The organism is Weissella paramesenteroides ATCC 33313 (assembly GCF_000160575.1).
GTDB lineage: Bacteria > Bacillota > Bacilli > Lactobacillales > Lactobacillaceae > Weissella > Weissella paramesenteroides.
This window is the reverse complement of the sequence record NZ_GG697132.1, coordinates 99,811-118,416: the sequence shown is the minus strand read 5'-3', so window position 1 is coordinate 118,416 and position 18,606 is coordinate 99,811. Positions and strand designations below refer to the sequence as shown.

The 18,606-nt window shown below is 39.1% G+C and carries 14 protein-coding genes; 13 read left to right on the top strand and 1 reads right to left on the bottom strand.

Annotated features, from left to right (window positions below; genetic code table 11):
• Positions 1-182: 182 nt before the first annotated feature.
• Positions 183-983, top strand: coding sequence for an MBL fold metallo-hydrolase (locus tag HMPREF0877_RS07465; protein ID WP_002828716.1), 801 nt, complete (start codon positions 183-185; stop codon positions 981-983).
• Positions 984-1,091: 108 nt separating this feature from the next.
• Positions 1,092-2,309, top strand: coding sequence for a S1C family serine protease (locus tag HMPREF0877_RS07460; protein WP_002828715.1), 1,218 nt, complete (start codon positions 1,092-1,094; stop codon positions 2,307-2,309).
• A gap of 404 nt (positions 2,310-2,713) precedes the next feature.
• Here the strand turns inward: HMPREF0877_RS07460 and HMPREF0877_RS07455 are convergent, their stop codons facing one another.
• Positions 2,714-3,151: a YwiB family protein gene (locus tag HMPREF0877_RS07455; protein WP_002828714.1), complete on the bottom strand. Its 438-nt coding sequence runs from the start codon at positions 3,149-3,151 to the stop codon at positions 2,714-2,716.
• A gap of 103 nt (positions 3,152-3,254) precedes the next feature.
• On the opposite strand from HMPREF0877_RS07455, the gene HMPREF0877_RS07450 reads away from it, so the two are divergent.
• From HMPREF0877_RS07450 to HMPREF0877_RS07400, 11 genes are all read left to right on the top strand, one after another.
• Entirely contained in the window at positions 3,255-4,631 is a 1,377-nt protein-coding gene (locus HMPREF0877_RS07450; protein ID WP_002828713.1) for an HD domain-containing protein, read from the top strand.
• A 15-nt stretch (positions 4,632-4,646) separates the two neighbouring features.
• On the top strand, positions 4,647-5,483 hold the full coding sequence (gene yidA / locus HMPREF0877_RS07445) for a sugar-phosphatase (protein WP_002828711.1): 837 nt from the start codon (positions 4,647-4,649) through the stop codon (positions 5,481-5,483).
• Between the two features lie 79 nt (positions 5,484-5,562).
• Positions 5,563-6,156: a DNA-directed RNA polymerase subunit delta gene (gene rpoE, locus HMPREF0877_RS07440; RefSeq protein ID WP_002828710.1), complete on the top strand. Its 594-nt coding sequence runs from the start codon at positions 5,563-5,565 to the stop codon at positions 6,154-6,156.
• A 174-nt stretch (positions 6,157-6,330) separates the two neighbouring features.
• Positions 6,331-7,941, top strand: a complete 1,611-nt coding sequence (locus HMPREF0877_RS07435; protein WP_040760983.1) for a CTP synthase — start codon at positions 6,331-6,333, stop codon at positions 7,939-7,941.
• A 386-nt stretch (positions 7,942-8,327) separates the two neighbouring features.
• Positions 8,328-9,590: a UDP-N-acetylglucosamine 1-carboxyvinyltransferase gene (locus HMPREF0877_RS07430; protein WP_002828708.1), complete on the top strand. Its 1,263-nt coding sequence runs from the start codon at positions 8,328-8,330 to the stop codon at positions 9,588-9,590.
• 291 nt (positions 9,591-9,881) lie between these two features.
• A complete protein-coding gene (cshA, locus tag HMPREF0877_RS07425) occupies positions 9,882-11,420 on the top strand; it encodes a degradosome RNA helicase CshA (RefSeq protein ID WP_002828707.1) in 1,539 nt (512 codons plus the stop codon).
• Positions 11,421-11,669: 249 nt separating this feature from the next.
• The gene (alr, locus tag HMPREF0877_RS07420; RefSeq protein WP_040760980.1) at positions 11,670-13,190 is read left to right on the top strand and encodes an alanine racemase; all 1,521 of its coding nucleotides are present in this window, start codon (positions 11,670-11,672) and stop codon (positions 13,188-13,190) included.
• Positions 13,191-13,200: 10 nt separating this feature from the next.
• Positions 13,201-13,563: a type II toxin-antitoxin system PemK/MazF family toxin gene (locus tag HMPREF0877_RS07415; protein ID WP_002828705.1), complete on the top strand. Its 363-nt coding sequence runs from the start codon at positions 13,201-13,203 to the stop codon at positions 13,561-13,563.
• 80 nt (positions 13,564-13,643) lie between these two features.
• Positions 13,644-15,929: an RNA polymerase recycling motor HelD gene (helD, locus tag HMPREF0877_RS07410; RefSeq protein ID WP_002828704.1), complete on the top strand. Its 2,286-nt coding sequence runs from the start codon at positions 13,644-13,646 to the stop codon at positions 15,927-15,929.
• A gap of 109 nt (positions 15,930-16,038) precedes the next feature.
• Positions 16,039-17,058, top strand: coding sequence for a tryptophan--tRNA ligase (gene trpS, locus HMPREF0877_RS07405; RefSeq protein ID WP_002828703.1), 1,020 nt, complete (start codon positions 16,039-16,041; stop codon positions 17,056-17,058).
• Positions 17,059-17,088: 30 nt separating this feature from the next.
• Positions 17,089-18,018, top strand: a complete 930-nt coding sequence (locus HMPREF0877_RS07400; protein ID WP_002828701.1) for a Ppx/GppA phosphatase family protein — start codon at positions 17,089-17,091, stop codon at positions 18,016-18,018.
• Positions 18,019-18,606: the final 588 nt, after the last annotated feature.

The following is an 18,606-nucleotide window of genomic DNA, read 5'->3' as shown; positions in this document are numbered from 1 at the left end:
TGGTGGCATCATAATGAACAGTGTATGAAACATTGAAGGCATTGAAATAAATAATGCTTGATGTGTCTCTTCCTTTTCGCGGTTGCCCACAATCTCGTAGCATTTTGAGATTGTGGGTTTCTGAATATATTTGACAGTAAATCTGGATCACAACACAAGTTTTAGTTGGTGAGGAGTTAGGAATGGCGAACGATTTTAAAGTATCAATGTTAGCATCTGGTAGTAAAGGTAATGTGACGTTTATTGAAACGCCACAACATAATGTACTAGTGGACGCAGGCTTATCTGGTAAAAAAATAGCTGGTTTAATGGCACAGATAGGACGGTCACTAACAGATGTGGATGCTTTGTTTGTGACCCATGAACATAGTGATCACATTGCAGGAGTTGGTGTTTTGGCTCGTAAATATGGGATGGATATTTATGCTAATCAAAAAACATGGACTGCAATGCAAAATAAAATTGGAAAAATCAATCCGGAACAGGTGCAATTGTTTGAACCAGGGCAAACGAAACTGATGGGGGATTTGGATATTGAGAGTTTTAGTGTGTCTCATGATGCAGCTGATCCGCAATTCTACGCCTTCCACCATGATAATAAAACATTTGCTATGTTAACAGATACTGGTTATGTCAATGATCGTATTATTGGCATGCTGAAAAATTCAGATGCCATTTTGATGGAAGCTAATCATGATTATGAAATGTTGCGAATGGGTAGTTATTCTTGGCCATTGAAGCAACGTATTTTAGGCGATCAAGGTCATTTATCTAATGAAGATGGCGCACTAGCTTTGACACAAATTCTTGGTAATCGTACAAAACATGTCTATCTAGGACATTTGAGCCAAGAGAATAATCAAAAACCGCTTGCTCATTTAACTGTCCAATCCGTGTTGGAAGAACATGATTTTGGCGTTGATCATGATTTTGGACTATTAGATACGGATCCTGCGGTCGCTACGCAACTGATTCAAATTTAAAGACAATGATTCGCGGTTAAGGCGGTTTAAAGGGGACTATTTTAGAATTGTTTTTACATAGACAAATAAAAAATTAGAACACGAAAACATAAGATACGGGGCATAAATATGAAATTATCATCTGAATCAAAAATTGTGGTAATTGGTGTTGTCGCTGGACTAATCGGTGGGGGTGTTGCTGCTGGTGGTGTGACATATTTTTCACAGGATGATCAGTCATCTGTGACTACTAGTAAAACAACAGCGGTTAAAGTAAAAAATAATAATGTTAAGGGAACTTCCAGTGCAACAAAAGCCTTTAAGAAGGTTTCAGGGGCGGTTGTTTCGGTTATTAATTTGCAAAAACAACAATCTTTACAGTCGGGGATTTATGGTAGCACAACAGACAGCTCTTCAAGTAGTGATTCATCAGATCTTCAAACGGCATCAGAAGGTTCGGGTGTCATTTATAAAAAAGACAATGATACGGCCTATATTGTGACTAATAATCATGTTGTTGCGGATTCAAATGCCATTCAAGTTTTGTTGAGCGACGGAACAAAATTAACAGCGAAACTAGTAGGAACTGATGAACAAACTGATTTGGCTGTCTTGAAAGTGTCATCAAGTAAAATTAATGAAGTTGCTGATTTTGCGGACTCTTCTAAGACAGAAGCTGGCCAATCAGTATTAGCGATTGGATCACCTTTAGGATCTGACTATGCAACGTCAGTAACGGAGGGAATCATTTCTGCTACAAAGCGACAAGTTGATGCGACCGATGAAAGCGGCAACTCTTTGGGAAAGGCCACTGTTCTACAGACTGATGCAGCGATAAATCCTGGTAATTCGGGTGGCCCATTGGTTAATTTAGCTGGACAGGTAGTGGGAATCAACTCAATGAAATTAGCATCTTCTGAAGATGGTACCTCTGTTGAAGGTATGGGTTTTGCTATCCCTTCAAATACAGTTGTAAGTATTATTAACGAACTTGAGAAGAACGGAAAGATCGAGCGTCCTGCATTAGGTGTTTCAATGGTCGATTTGAGTAATGTTTCTACAAGTGACCAAAGTAATGTTTTGCACTTACCATCTAGTGTATCAGGAGGTGTCGTAGTTGTTGATACTGAGGATAACTCGCCAGCAGCTAATGCTGGATTGACTCAGTATGACGTGATTACCAAAATTGATGGTAAGAGGGTATCAAACTCAGGTGATCTACGTGATGCACTATATAAACATAAAATTGGCGATTCTGTACAGTTAACTTACTATCACAAAGGCAAAGAAAAAACTGTAACAGTCAAGTTAAATAAGTCGACCAGTTCGTTAAGTAGTGCGCAATAAGTTTACGAGAACGAGACGAAATCCTGAAGCGCGTTTATGCTATAAAGATAATGAGTTTATAATTAATACGACTTCAGGTCGGTAGAGGTTGGAACAAAAGAAAATGTTCTAACCTCTTATTTTTTGTAAACAAAAAGAAATATTTTAGTAACCTTTTTGAAATTATCATCGCTTATATTATATATATCCGCTTTTGTTAGTGGAATTCATTACTCCCCAAAGTATATGAAAAATTACATAGTTCCCCAAACTATGTATCCCCCCTTCGCTGGTTGCGATAGTAGCCGGCGGCGGACCATCGCTGCGTTCCCCCTCTTGCACGATGGTCTTTTTTTTATCTAAAAAGTCGTTTACAAAAGATGATTTGACTTACTGTCAATTCTTTTGTAAACGACTTTTGCTTTTTATTGTGGAATAGTTAGTGTGAGTTGATAATTACCGATTGGTTCATGATTATTTAATAGTGTGTACGCAACAGCTAATTTACCATAAGGATGGTCATTGGTGATTTCATTGGTTAGTTGATTAGTTCTTACAGTGATAGGAATGTTTCCCTGTGAGGTGATGTAATGTGACTGGAATTCTTGATCTGGTGAAAAATGTAACTGAACATCGGTGAAATCGTTGTGACGATGTAGTAATATATCGTCAATTTGTGATATTTTAAAAGTAACTGGCGTGGCAACCTCATATTGATGTTCCGTGTAGCGTAGGTACACTGCATTGGGTGTTAGTGTCAATGTACCTAACTCTTTAAAGTCGAATGCTTCAGTTTGGTCATCTTGTTTAATTTGTGTTGATAGGGAGATGGTTGTTGACCATGTTTTTCTTATAGGTTGCATATAAAACTCCTTAGAATATGATTGTTTCAGTCCATTATACAGGGTTCAATAGGGTATAATGTAGTAAAAATATGTATTATTCGTCAGAATTAGAAAGGAAATCATGACGCAATTTATTAAAACAGGTTCAGAAAAAGTTTTTAGGGATCCTGTCCTGAATACGATTCGGGTAAAAGATCAGGTAATTCTTGAATTAATTGGGACGTCTGAATTTCAACGTCTGCGCCGAATAAAACAACTAGGTGTGGCGAGTGCAGTCTTTCATGGGGCGGAGCATTCACGCTTTTCACACTCGCTTGGCGTTTATGAAATAGCTCGTCAATGCGCTGAGCATTTAGAACGATTTTATCCTTCGCGTGAGCCAGGGGATGGCTTATGGGATGTTAGCGAACGGCTTGTATTACTCTGTGCAGCGTTATTGCATGATGTTGGTCATGGACCATATTCGCATACATTTGAACACATTTTTAATACGGATCATGAGGCCTATACACAAGCAATTATTTTATCGCCTAGTACTGAAATACATCAGGTGCTGGTAAAAGTAGCTCCAGATTTTCCTGAAAAGGTTGCCAGCGTGATTGCAAAAACCTACCCTAATCCACAGGTTGTTCAATTGATTTCTAGTCAAATTGATGCAGATCGGATGGATTATTTATTACGTGATGCTTATTATTCGGGTGCAACGTATGGACAATTCGATCTTTCAAGGATTATTCATGTCATGCGACCATATGCTGGTGGCATTGCCTTTGATGAAAAAGGATCTTACGCAATTGAAGACTATGTTGTTTCGCGTTATCAAATGTATGTACAAGTTTATTTTCATCCTGTATCAAGGTCGTTTGAAGTGCTATTACAACATTTGTTAGAACGGGCAAAAGTTGTTTATGATGAAGGTCAAAAAGATTCACGTGTCAGTACAGCATTTATTTCGCCGACCTTACAGCCATTATTTGCGGGTAATTTAACTTTACAGCAGTACGTGATGTTAGATGATTCATTGATGTTAGCGAATATCAGCGCTTGGCGCTATGCTGAGGATGCTATTTTGTCTGATTTAGCAACGCGGTTTATTGATCGTAAGCCATTAAAATCAATTGTTATTACGGATGAGACGAAAAAATTATTGCCAACGATAAAGCAGTTGATTGATTCGGCAGGATTCGATACCAGGTATTATACAGCTGAGAATGATAGCTTTGACCTACCATATGATGCCTATAATCCTAGAGATAAGAAACCCCGAACGCAAATCGAACTGATGCAATTAGATGGTTCGCTAAAAGAACTATCAACCCAAAGTCCTTTGGTTGAAGCAATGACCGGGCGAATTTTTGGTAACGCACGGTTCTTCTTCCCACGAGAAATGTTAGTACAGCATGCGGTCGATGATATTATGGCGCCAATATATAGTGATTTTCAACGTTATGTGCATAATGAAACGTTAGTTGATCCGGTAGATGCCGGATCGAAATAGGAGTAGTTTTAAATAATGGGAATTAAATTAATTACAATTGATATTGATGATACGCTCGTTAACTCTGAGAAGCAGATTACACCGCGTGTTAAACAAGCGCTGCAGACAGCTACAAACCAGGGCGTTAAAGTTGTCTTAGCGACAGGCCGCCCACTATCAGGTGTGCAAGACTATTTAACGCAGCTACATTTAGCAAATCAGTCCGACCAATTTGCGATCACGTATAACGGTAGTGTTGTACAAACAACGGCAGGTGAACAGTTGGGTGGTCATGAACTGTCTTTAGCAGACTATAAAAAGTTTAAAGCAATTGCTGAAAAATATAATTCTTACATTCAGGTGGAGTCACTATCATATGCTATTACAGCAAACACAATGGTAAATCGATTTGCTAATGGTGAAAATAATATGGTGAGGATGCCGTTGAAATTTCAACCGGTATCAGATATGACGACAGATGAACATTACGTTAAATTTATGTTCATTGACGAAGCTGAAAAAATTGATGAACTTGCTGAGCATATGCCACAAGAGCTGAAAGATGAGTATTATATCGTAAAGTCAACGCCTAATTTCTTAGAAGTGATGCATAAGCAATCTACTAAGGGAAATGGTTTGCAGCTATTGGCTGATAAATTAGGCATTGACATGAGTGAGACGATGGCGTTAGGTGATCAACATAATGATTTAACAATGATTGCAGCGTCAGGGATTGGCGTAGCAATGGCTAATGCTGTACCTGAGGTAAAGGCAACGGCGGATGTGATGACAACTTCACAAAATGAAGATGGGGTTGGATTAGCCGTTGAAAAATGGGTTTTGAATCAATCTGTGCCAGAATTAGAAAATTAAAATGAAAAGTATTTGCCGAAATGACAGAAATATTGTAATATTAGACATTGAGTAAGACCGCGAAAGGACGTGCAGTGATTTGGCATTAACACAATTTGACGGCCAAAATAAGGATGAGCTTTCAATGATTGAAGTTGCTCGTGCAATTTTGTCTGACCGTCATGAAACCATGGGATTTAATGACTTGTTGAATGAAGTGCAAGCATTCACCGGTAAGTCGGATGAAGAAATTCGTACGCGCTTATCACAATTTTATACTGATTTGAATATTGACGGTTCATTCATTTCATTGGGTGATACAATGTGGGGACTGCGTTCGTGGTACCCAATTGACTCAATTGATGAAGCTGTTCATATGGATCTGGAAGAAGAAGTTGAAGGTAAGCCTAAGAAGAAGAAGCGTAAGAAGATCAACGCATTCTTGGCTGATGTTGATGACGATGATGATGTCATTGACTACAACGATGATGATCCTGAAGATGATGACTTTGATGTTGAAGATACCGATGATGATGACAGTGCTGATGATATCGATGACGATGATGACGACGACGATACGAGTGCTGATGATGATTTTGATCATGATGAGGTTTCTGGTGGTCTTGGTGACGAGATTAGTGGCATCAAGACTGACGTAGATGATGACTACGGTTCTGGTGATATCGAACATTAAGCATCAATTAATTAATTGACAAATATGGGAATTTCATGTATTATTAAATTCCGGGCTCTTGTATTAAATTACAAGGCGTAATCAAAGTTGATTAATGCTCCCAACGCTACTATAAGCATTGGGAGTTTTTTATTTTTTATTGGCATTGGCACAGAACTCGGAGGATATATTTATATGACGGCTAAATACATCTTTGTTACTGGTGGTGTGGTTTCATCATTAGGAAAAGGTATCGTTGCAGCTTCACTAGGACGGTTATTAAAGAATCGTGGTTTCAAAATTGCGGTACAAAAATTTGATCCCTACATCAACATTGATCCAGGGACAATGTCACCATACCAACACGGTGAAACGTTTGTTACTGAGGATGGTTTGGAAACAGATTTAGATTTGGGACATTATGAACGATTCATTGATATTGACCTAAATAAATATTCAAACGTTACATCTGGACGTGTGTATTCAGAAGTTCTTGCAAAGGAACGTCGTGGTGATTATGATGGGGCAACAGTTCAAGTTATTCCACATATTACGAATGCACTGAAAGAAAAAATGATGCGTGCAGCTGAAACGAAGAATGCAGACATTGTTATTACCGAAGTTGGTGGAACGGTTGGTGACATTGAGTCATTGCCTTTCATTGAAGCCTTACGTCAAATGAAGCGGGAAGTAGGTCCTGAAAATGTGGCTTACATTCATACGTCATTGATTCCATATTTGCGTGCTGCAGGTGAGATGAAGACAAAGCCTACGCAACATTCAGTTGCTGAATTACGTTCATTAGGAATTCAACCTGACATGTTAGTTGTTCGTACCGAGCAACATATTACGCAAAGTATGCGTGATAAGCTAGCATTATTTACTGATGTGGCCCCTGAAGCGGTTATCGAATCATTAGACGTTGATATTTTGTATGAAGTTGTCTTGAACATGCAAAAGCAGGGGATGGATGATGTGATCTTGAAGCGTTTGGGACTTTCTGCACCAGCTGCGGATCTAACGGAATGGCGTGCCATGATTGATAAGATTCGTAATCTTAAGAAGAAAATCAAGATTACGCTTATTGGTAAGTATGCTGACCTACAAGATGCTTATATTTCAGTGAATGAAGCCTTGCGTGCAGGTGGCTATGCAGTAGATACTGACGTTGATATCAATGCAGTAAATTCTGAAAAAGTAACGGCAGAAAATGTTGCAGAAATTCTTGCTGATGCTGACGGTGTCATTGTTCCTGGTGGATTTGGTTCACGAGGAACCGAAGGAAAAATTGCTGCCATTCAGTATGCCCGAGAAAACAACTTACCATTCCTTGGAGTTTGCTTGGGTATGCAATTAGCGACAGTAGAATTCGCACGTCACGTCTTAGGACATGCTAATGCTAACTCTATTGAGTTGGACGAAAATACAGATACACCAGTTATTGCCTTAATGAATGATCAGAAGGAAATTACAAACCGTGGTGGTACCATGCGTTTGGGATTGTATCCAGCTTCATTGAAGGCAGGCAGCTTGACGCAAAAGTTGTATGGTGGTCAATCAGAAATTCAAGGTCGTCACCGTCACCGTTACGAATTTAATACGACATACCGTCAAGAATTTGAAGATGCTGGTATGGTCTTTGCGGGTACTTCACCAGATCAAAGTTTGATGGAAATTGTTGAAATACCTACTAACGATTTCTTTGTGGCAGCGCAATATCATCCAGAGTTAACGTCACGACCAAATCGTCCAGAACCATTGTATGCTGGATTTGTTAAAGCTGCTTTGGCACATAAAGAAAAATAATTTAAAAAAGTGTTGGGTAAAATAAATTTTGAATTCAGGCGTTAAATAAGGATTCAATCTTTTTGGACACGTAAAAAATGATTGATAAATTTAATTATCAGTCATTTTTTTAGGTTATTATAGTATTCAGTTGTTATAATAGTTTATGTAGTTATTTTTGAATATTTTATTACTTTTTTGTGTTTACTTTTTGTAAAAAGATAAATAAACGACATCTTCTTGTAATTTAATTGTAACTACTGTAAACTTATTTAAGTATATTGTTAGCAATGGTATCTGACCATTATTGTTTGGCGATAGTCGAATGATTAATAACAATGAAAAATTTTGAATGAATGGACCTTAATGAAGGATGATAGAGTAGTAACTCTAAAAGGATTGATAAAATGAAGAAGTTGGTAATCCATGGTGGACGACGGCTCAGTGGTGAAGTAACCATTGGTGGCGCAAAAAATTCTACTGTTGCGCTAATTCCTGCAGCAATTTTAGCTGAAACACCCGTGAAATTTGATAGTGTACCCGATATCTTAGATGTTTATAATTTGCAGGCGATTTTGAATTCGATGAATGTCACCTCCACATTTAGAGGTGGCGAATTGATGATTGACCCAACCAACATCGTTGAATCTGAGCTACCATCAACAGCAATTAAGTCATTAAGAGCCTCTTATTATTTTATGGGATCTTTATTAGGTCGCTTTGGACGAGCAACCGTGACATTCCCAGGTGGTGATAATATTGGACCGCGCCCAATTGACCAACATATCAAAGGTTTTGAGGCTTTGGGAGCCACTGTTCATGAAGAAAATTACACCGTATATATTAATGCAGAAAATGGGTTAAAAGCAGCTCGTATTTTCTTGGATGTTGTTTCGGTGGGAGCCACAATGAATATTATTATGGCAGCTGTTCATGCTGAAGGAACAACAGTTCTGGAGAATGCCGCTCGTGAGCCAGAAATTATTGATTTAGCAACCTTTTTGAATAATATGGGTGCCCAAATTCGTGGTGCTGGAACTGATGTTATTCGTATTACTGGTGTAAAAAAGTTAGAATCTAAAAATACGCATACGATTATTCCAGATCGTATTGAAGCTGGTACATATCTTGCCTTGGCAGCTGCACAGGGAGATGGTGTGCTGGTTAAAAATGTGATTCCAGAACATTTAGAATCATTTACAGCCAAATTATTAGAAATGGGTGTTGATTTAGAGGTACGTGAAGATAGTATTTATGTACCAAAGTCAGTTAATTTGCAGCCAATTCATATTAAGACGGCGCCATTCCCTGGCTTTGCAACTGATTTGCAGCAACCAGTTACGCCGCTTTTGACTTTGGCTAGTGGTACGAGTGTCATCCAAGAGACGATTTATCCTGAACGGACGCGTCATATACCAGAGCTTCAGAAGCTTGGTGTTGACATATCGAATGATGTCTATGGACAAATTAACGTGACACAATCAAGCAATTTCCACGGGGCACGAGTGTCTGCTGCTGAGATACGCGCAGGGGCCTCATTGGTTGCAACTGGATTGATGGCGGATGGTATAACTGAAGTTATTAATGCTGAACATGTTTTACGTGGTTATGACCATATTGTTCATAAATTAACGATGCTAAATGCTGACATTCAGATTGAAGAAGAATAGACAAATTTAGAATGTGAAAAATAAGATGTTGTGCAAAATTTGGACGGTAGTCTGATGAAAGCGCACACATTTTATTTTTTGCATTTTTTTTGCAAATACTTGAAAAAAGCCAGCCTTAATGGTTGCTAATTACTTATTATCAGGATAAACTAGATAAGTTACGAAAATAAAGGACGATTACTAATGATAAACGCAGTATGGACGCCGGATTGTGTCTAGTTTGTTATTATGTTGATAAGTTCGCGATATTGAAGAACGATTGTTGCAGCAATCGTTACCGGAGGAAAAATTTTGAAGTTTTCAGAGTTAGGTCTTACGCAAGACCTGTTAACGGCCATCGAAAAGCATGGCTATGTAGAAGCAACGCCAATCCAGGAAAAGACAATTCCTTTGACTATGGCTGGTAAAGACGTTATTGGTCAAGCACAAACAGGAACTGGAAAAACAGCAGCGTTTGGATTGCCAATCTTAGAAATGATTGACAATGAAAATAAGGATGTGCAAGCATTGGTTGTTTCACCAACCCGTGAATTAGCCATTCAAACACAAGACGAATTATTTAAATTAGGACGTGATAAGCATGTTCGTGTACAAGCCGTTTTTGGTGGTGCAGATATTCGTCGTCAAATTAACGGATTAAACCACGGTGCTCATATTGTTGTTGGAACACCTGGCCGTTTGATTGACCACATTCGTCGTGGCACAATCAATTTATCACATGTTAAGACATTGGTTTTGGACGAAGCTGATGAAATGTTGAACATGGGATTCTTAGAAGATATTGAGTCAATTTTGAAGGCTGTGCCTGATGAACGTCAAACGTTGCTATTTTCAGCAACAATGCCACCAGCAATTAAGCGAATTGGTGTGCAATTTATGACAAATCCTGAGCACATCCAAATTGCAGCTAAGGAATTAACAACTGACTTGGTTGATCAATATTACGTTCGTGTACGTGATTTTGAAAAATTTGATGTCCTAACACGTATTTTGGATGTTCAACAACCAGAATTAGCAATCATGTTCGGTCGTACAAAGCGTCGTGTTGATGAATTGACTCGTGGATTAACATTGCGTGGTTTCAAGGCCGCTGGTATTCACGGTGATTTGACACAACAGAAACGTACTCAAGTATTGAAGCAGTTTAAGAATCGTGAAATTAAGATTTTGGTTGCGACTGATGTTGCGGCTCGTGGACTAGATATCTCAGGGGTCACATACGTTTACAACTTTGATATCCCACAAGATTCAGAATCTTATGTTCACCGTATTGGCCGTACTGGACGTGCCGGTGCACACGGTAATTCTGTAACCTTTGTAAGTAATTCAGAGATGGATTACTTAAAGGATATTGAGAAACTAACTAAGAAGCGCATGCAACCATTGAAGCCTTACACTCGTGAAGAAGCTTTGGCTGGTCGTATGAGTGTTGCAACTGATTCAATTTCAGATATTGTTAAGGCCACTGCTGGTGTTGCTAATTCAGAGCAAGTTGACCAATTGGTTGAACAATATGATGCAAAGGCATTAGCAGCTGCCTTATTAGGTGCTGTTGCTAACGTTGAGCAGATGGATGCTGAATTTAAGTTATCACATGAACGTCCATTACCACACAAGCATGGTAATTTCGGTGGCTCACGTCGTGGTGGTGGTTACCGTGGCCGTCGTGATGGTTCACGTAATGGTGGTTATCGTGGTAACCGTGGTCAACGCGAGCGACGTTCATACGATCGTGGTTCACGTACTGGATCAGGTGATCGTTCACAACGTGGACATTCAGGTGCACCACGTCGTCAATCACGTAATTTTGTGATTAAAAATAACGATTAATTAGGTATTAACGGCTTATTAGTCCGAAATGAATAATCGTGCCATTGTTGTTTCATAAAGGCATCAGTCTTGTGTAACATCTCTAAGAGGCATCAATCTACCAATTGAAGTTGGAAGATTGATGCCTCTTTTGGTATATTAGGTGATTTATAGCGTCATCTCGTTTTTGTATTTATTAAATAAAAAAATAGTCAAACATTGATGGGTTATAGAGGGTATAATGAATATAATATTTTGGGAGGTATGTACATGATTGTTGGACATGGAATTGATGCGCAGATTATTAGTCAGGTTAGTGCGGTTGCTGAACGGCGTCCTGGCTTTGTAGATGTTATTCTGACGCCAGCAGAACGTGCGGTTTATGATGCAAGAAAAGGCAAGCATCGCCAAGAATTTTTAGCAGGCAGGTTCTCAATAAAAGAAGCCTATAGTAAAGCAATCGGGACAGGTATTGGTTCACAAGCACATTGGCAAGATATTGAGATTTTACCTAATGACTCTGGTCAACCAATAATGGTCAAGCATCCTAAGCAGGACAAAGTTACTGTACATATTTCTATATCACATACAGGTGATACTGTTCATAGTTCTGTTATTTTAGAGGAAATGTCCGCATCCTCAACTAAGATAAGCAATCAACAGGATATCGCTAGTCAGGCGATTATTAGTACCAGACGACCTGCTTGGATCGAAATTTCAGAAAATGCGATCCAAAAAAATATTGCTGTGATTCGTGAATTAACAGGTGCACACCATTTCATTGCAATTGTTAAAGCAAATGCCTATGGCCATGGCATGGCACAAGTTTTAACGGCTGCTAAACATGCCAATGTTGATGGGTTTGGCGTGGCAACCATTGATGAGGGAATTTGGTTACGCCAATATGGCATATTGGAACCAATTTTTATATTAGGTGTAACACCTGTTACGTATGTTGATGATCTGGTGAAATATCAGTTAATACCAGTGGTAACGAGTGAAGCATGGCTAAACGCTGCAGTTAATAAATTATCATCTCAAGCATCATTAGTTATTTCTATTGGTGTTGATACTGGTATGGGAAGAATCGGTATTCGTCACCATGACGAATTACAACGAGTTGTTGAAAAAATTAATCAGACTGATCAATTAATTCTTAAAGGAATTGGCATGCACTTTGCTACAGCTGATGAAAAAGATGAAGCATATTATCAAAAACAAGTTCAGACTTGGCATGAGCTTGTTGATGATTTGCCATTGCCTCAGCATATCTGGTATCATTTAGCAAATTCAGCGACAGCATTATGGCATGAGCAACCAAGCCGAGATGCGATCCGGGTTGGTGCTGCGATGTATGGCTTTAATCCTTCTGGTAAGGAAATGTTGGCAAGTCAGTTGACACCAGCATTGACGTTGAAAGCGGAACTTGTTCATGTAAAGCAAGCAGAAGCTGGTGCGTCTATTTCCTATGGTGCAACGTATCAAACTAAGCAACCAGAGTGGATTGGTACACTGCCGCTTGGTTATGCAGATGGCTATGCACGCCAATTACAGGGCATGTATGGCTTGCTACCGGATGGTCGTCATGTTGAAATAATTGGACGTATCGCGATGGATCAATTAATGGTACGCTTACCAGAAGAAATGCCAATCGGTACAGTTATTACCTTGATTGGTAAGGCTGGTGACGAAGAAATTACATTGGTAGATTTAGCTGAGCGTTTAAATACGATTCCTTATGAAATTGCGACAAGCTTATCAACACGCTTGCCACGAAAATTAGTAAAGTAAAGAGAGATATATGGCTATTAAAAAGGATATTAAACGTGGTGATATTTTTTTTGCTGATTTATCACCCGTGGTTGGATCGGAACAAGGTGGTCAACGTCCAGTTGTTATTGTGCAAAATAATGTTGGCAATCAACACTCACCGACTGTGATTGTGGCGCCAATTACTGCTAAAATAGCAAAACCCAAGTTGCCAACGCACGTTGGTTTACCAGCTGAATCTGTGGATACAGGAATTGGTAAAGATTCGGTTATTTTGTTGGAACAGATTAGAACGCTGGATAAACGTCGTCTACAGGATAAAATTGGGACAGTGCCAGCAGAATTAGTTGTTAAAATAGATCAAGCACTATTTATCAGCCTTGGCTTAGTATAAATAATTTGTGGGTGGATAAAACTTAATGGTTTTAGCCGCCTGTTTTTATGAGTAAAATTTGTTAAAAGGGAGGGGAGAACATGCATCAAGAACAAGCTGCTGAACAAGAAAGATTAGATACAGTCGTACAAAAAATAGATCAACAATTGTTAGAAGCAAGGGAAGCATATGCAAAGGCCCACTCTGAAACTCGAGCTGTTGAAAGTAACTATATTGCCAATACGTCTATTAATACCGTTGAAATTGATGATGCAATGGAGACAAATGCTGAGATTCAGCAACAGCGAAACATTGTGGCTCGTGTTACGGAAACCGAGAATATTATGGCGAAGACAGTCGATACATTAACAATGTTACGACCAAATCCATATTTTGGACGCGTAGATATTGTCGAAGATAATTTGCCAGAAACGCTCTATATTGGATTAGCATCGCTGCAAGATGATCAGGGAGATTTTTTAATTTATGATTGGCGGGCACCAATTAGTGGTGTTTATTATAATGGTACGCTGGGAAAAGTTAGTTATCCGACACCAAATGGCGAACAAATTGTTGATTTAAAAAAGAAAAGGCAATTTGTTATCAGTGATGCTAAGATTACGAATATGTTTGATACGAATGAAACTGTTGGCGATGAAATGTTGCAATTTGCCTTGGGGCAACAAAATGATGAAGTTATGCGTAATATCGTCGCAACTATCCAAAAGGAACAAAATCAAATTATTCGTGACACAACAAGTGATTTGTTAGTCGTACAAGGTGTTGCTGGTTCCGGTAAAACGTCAGCAATTTTACAAAGAATTGCCTTTTTGCTTTTTCATGCACGTGAAGCACTTAACTCTGATCAAATTGTGCTTTTCTCACCAAATCGCCTTTTTTCTAGTTATATTGCAGATGTTTTACCTTCATTGGGTGAACGCAATATGCGTCAGGTAACATTAGCTGAGTTTTTTAGTGCTCGGTTGCAGGGATTAACTGTACAGACATTATTTGATCGTTATGAGCAAGAACAGCAGATGATTGGACAGGCTAGTCAAAATATTCGCGAGGTACTTGAAAGTGCCGATATTGTAAAATTTATCCAAAATTATGTTGACCAAATTCGAACGGATGAGCTGCATTTTGTTGATATTTACTACGAGGATAAAGTTTTCTTTAGTGCGGAAGAATTGGCTAATTATATGGCAACTTTATCTGTAAATTATTCAATGCGTGAACGTGTTGACATGGTACAAAAACATTTCCTACAAGTTTTGACTGACCGAATTGATCGTCTGCAAGATGCGGACTGGGTACTTGAAGAATTAGATAATTTGACAGATCAAGAGTACCAAGAATTGCTTGGTGATGAAGATATTGAGGAAACGATGGCCGCAGAAAACGTTGATGATGTTATTTCATTGGTGGCTAAACGTTATTTAACAAAACATTGGCAGGTTATTGATGATGCCTTATATAACAGTTTCTTTCTGGATATCTATGAACAATATGTGGCATTTTTGACATATATGGGTGAGCAGGATATTGATCATCGTGATTGGTGGGAAATAAAACGAGATCGATTTGCAAGACAGTTAGAATACCATCGCATTGATTTAGAGGATGCCGCACCATTGCTATTTTTGCGGGACGCCTTGACCGGTGGTGGCACAAATCAGGCAATGTCGTATGTATTTGTGGATGAAATGCAGGATTATGCATTATCGCAATTATTGTATCTAAAACATGCTTTTCCACGGGCAAAATTTACGGTATTAGGTGATTCTGAACAGGCTTTGTTTCGTGCTGTTGAGACGCCACAAGCGTTACTCAATAAATATGCACAAGCATTTGTTGCCAAGCGTCCAACCTTGATCAAACTGAATAAGGCGTATCGCTCGACGCAAGAAATTATGAATTTTGCTAAGGCGTTACTGCCAGATGGTGAGGACATTATGACTTTTACAAGACATGGTGAGAAACCAAACCTAATTCAAACAACAACCAATGATGTTAGTACGGTTTTGACAAATGAAGTGACTCGATTACGGCAAAAATTCCAAACGGTTGCCATATTAACTAAAACAGCGACACAATCTATAAAAGTAGTTGATGCTTTACGCAATTATCCAGAAACAGTACAATTGCTACATGCAACGGATCGGTCGCGGATGGCTAATGTCTTAGTTATGCCGATTTATTTGGCCAAAGGTTTGGAGTTTGACGCTGTTATTGGTTATGACGTGTCACAGGAAAATTATCCAGATGATCAAGCGACAGGATTGTTATATACACTAGCATCACGCGCGATGCACGCCCTTAGTTTAGTCAGCGTTGGACGTGTTTCGGGGTTAATTACTCGGGTGAACGACACCCTTGAAAAATAAACAATTGTATAATAACTTACTAAGCGCTTGTTATCGTCCCAAAAAACTTTTACAATTGATTTTGACGAATTTGATTTTGTGATATGGTCACAATAGAAAGAAGAAAAATATGACTGAAAAGAAAGTTTTGTTAACTGGTGATCGCCCAACCGGTAAACTACATATTGGGCATTATGTTGGTTCATTGAAAAACCGTGTTGACATGCAAAACTCTGGCCAATATGATCCTTACATAATGGTAGCTGATAAACAAGCATTTACCGATAATGCACGAAATCCTGAAAAAATTCAAAACTCTCTTTTGGAAGTTGTTTTGGACTATTTAGCAGTTGGAATTGATCCAGCGAAGACAACAATTTTTGTGCAATCTGCTGTACCAGAGTTATCTGAATTAACCGAATACTTTTTAAATTTGGTGTCAGTAGCACGTGTACAACGTAATCCGACTGTTAAGGCGGAGATTCAGCAAAAAGGATTTGGGGAAAGTATTCCTACTGGCTTCTTTATTTATCCAGTTTCACAAGCCGCTGATATTGCCTTATTTAAGGGACAAGTCGTGCCAGTTGGGGATGATCAAAAGCCAATGCTGGAACAGACACGTGAGTTAGTTCGCACATTTAACCGATATTATAATACCGACATTTTGGTAGAACCAGAAGGTATTTTTCCACCAGAAGGACAGGGGCGTATCCCAGGTCTAGATGGTAATGCGAAAATGTCAAAGTCTTTGGGAAACGCTATTTATTTAAGTGATGATGAAGATACACTTTGGGCTAAAGTAAAGTCAATGTATACCGATCCAACTCATATACGTTTGGCAGATCCAGGCCATGTTGAAGGAAATATGGTATTTACTTATCTTGATATTTTTGACGAAGATAAGGCGTATGTCGCTGATCTGAAGGCACAATATGAAGCTGGTGGATTAGGTGATATGAAGATTAAAAAATATTTGTTTGAAGTATTGAACCAAGAGTTAGCACCAATTCGGGAACGTCGTGCACAATTTGCAGCAGATAAATCAGCTGTTTTGGATATTGTGAAGACGGGATCTGAAAAAGCCCGTATTGTTGGTCAACAGACTATGGCAGAGGTTCGCCATGCAATGGGAGTTGATTACTGGGGTTAATGATTAATTGATACCTTGAAGGAGCATTAAATGAGTTATTTGGCAGTCATTGACTTGGGTTCCAACTCAACCCGCATGGTGGTTGAGGAACTACAAGAGGATGGAAATTTTGTTGAATTACGCCGGCGCAAATTAGATACACGTTTGGCTGAAGGCATGGATGATAATGATGGTGAGTTGACAGATGCGGCGATGACCCGTGTTGTTGATGCGCTGTTAGAATTTCAGCAAGATTATATGATGTTTGATGATGTGACAGTAGTTGGTATTGCAACCGCTGCTGTTCGTGAAGCAGAAAATCAAGCTGAATTCTTAGACAAGGTTTTTCGGGCAGTCGGTGTCGAAATTCGCGTGTTGACGGGTGATCAAGAGGCTTATTATGATTATTTAGGAGCAGCATCAGCTTTGGATATTTCTGATGCTTGGTTACTGGATACCGGTGGGGCGAGTGTTGAATTAGTTGGCATTGAAGAACGCATGGCTACAAACATGATGAGTCTACCATTTGGTGCAGTCAATTTGTCTGAGAAGTTCAAGTTGAACGTTGATGGTGTGGTCTCACCTGATGCGATTGCTAAAGCAACGAAGTATGTAAACGATCAATACTTTAAATTACCTTGGTTGGATGATACGGTAACTTTACCAGTTATTTTGTTAGGTGGTGCTAATCGGTCATTGGCTAGATTAGACCGTGTCCAACATGGGTTAGCTGCTGACTCAGATTTTCATGGGTATGAAATGACGACGGCAGCAGTACTTACGACTTATGAAAAACTAGTAAAGATGACTAGAGCAGAACGAGAAGCATTATTAGGACTAGAAGCTAATCGTGCAGACATTATGATTAGTGGCTTATTACCATTGGTAGAGTTAATTAAACGTACAGGCTCAAATAAAGTTATTTTTTCATCGTCGGGTGTTCGCGAAGGGCTCTTGCAAGAGTATCGAATGAATAATTAAAGATGAAGTCGAGGTTTTCTGATTTATATTGGAAATCTTCGGCTTTTTTATATTGCGTTCATGCCTTATATTCACTTCCAAAACGGTAGCTCATCAGCTCTGCATAAACGCGCTCCAACAAGCAGCATTCCTCATATAAGCCCAATTTTGACCCGGCCGCTTACAGCGCCAGGGCACAAAACAGAACTTATACCGGAACGCTAGGTGCTTGTTGTCACGCTCTGTATAAACGCGATGAGCTACCAGTCCGTCAAAAATAAGCAATCAATATGTCACACGCCTACGCAGTCGCTTCGGCAGCGTGCCAAATTGATCACTTATTTTGGACTCCAAAACGGTAGTTCATCAGCTCTGAACTAAAAAACCGCCGGTACGTTGACCCGCGGTTACTTCTGCTATACCCATAGGATACAACAAGGAGAGCACTTGAATTTGCTACCCTATATTCAATTGTAATGGTAATATCTAGAGGCTTAATCTGCAGATTTAAGCGACTGTCGCTAGTACTACCGAAACCACCAAATACATCTTGCTCGCAACTACTACTCATCCACATTTATCCGTTTAAAAAGCGAACCGTGTCGGGAG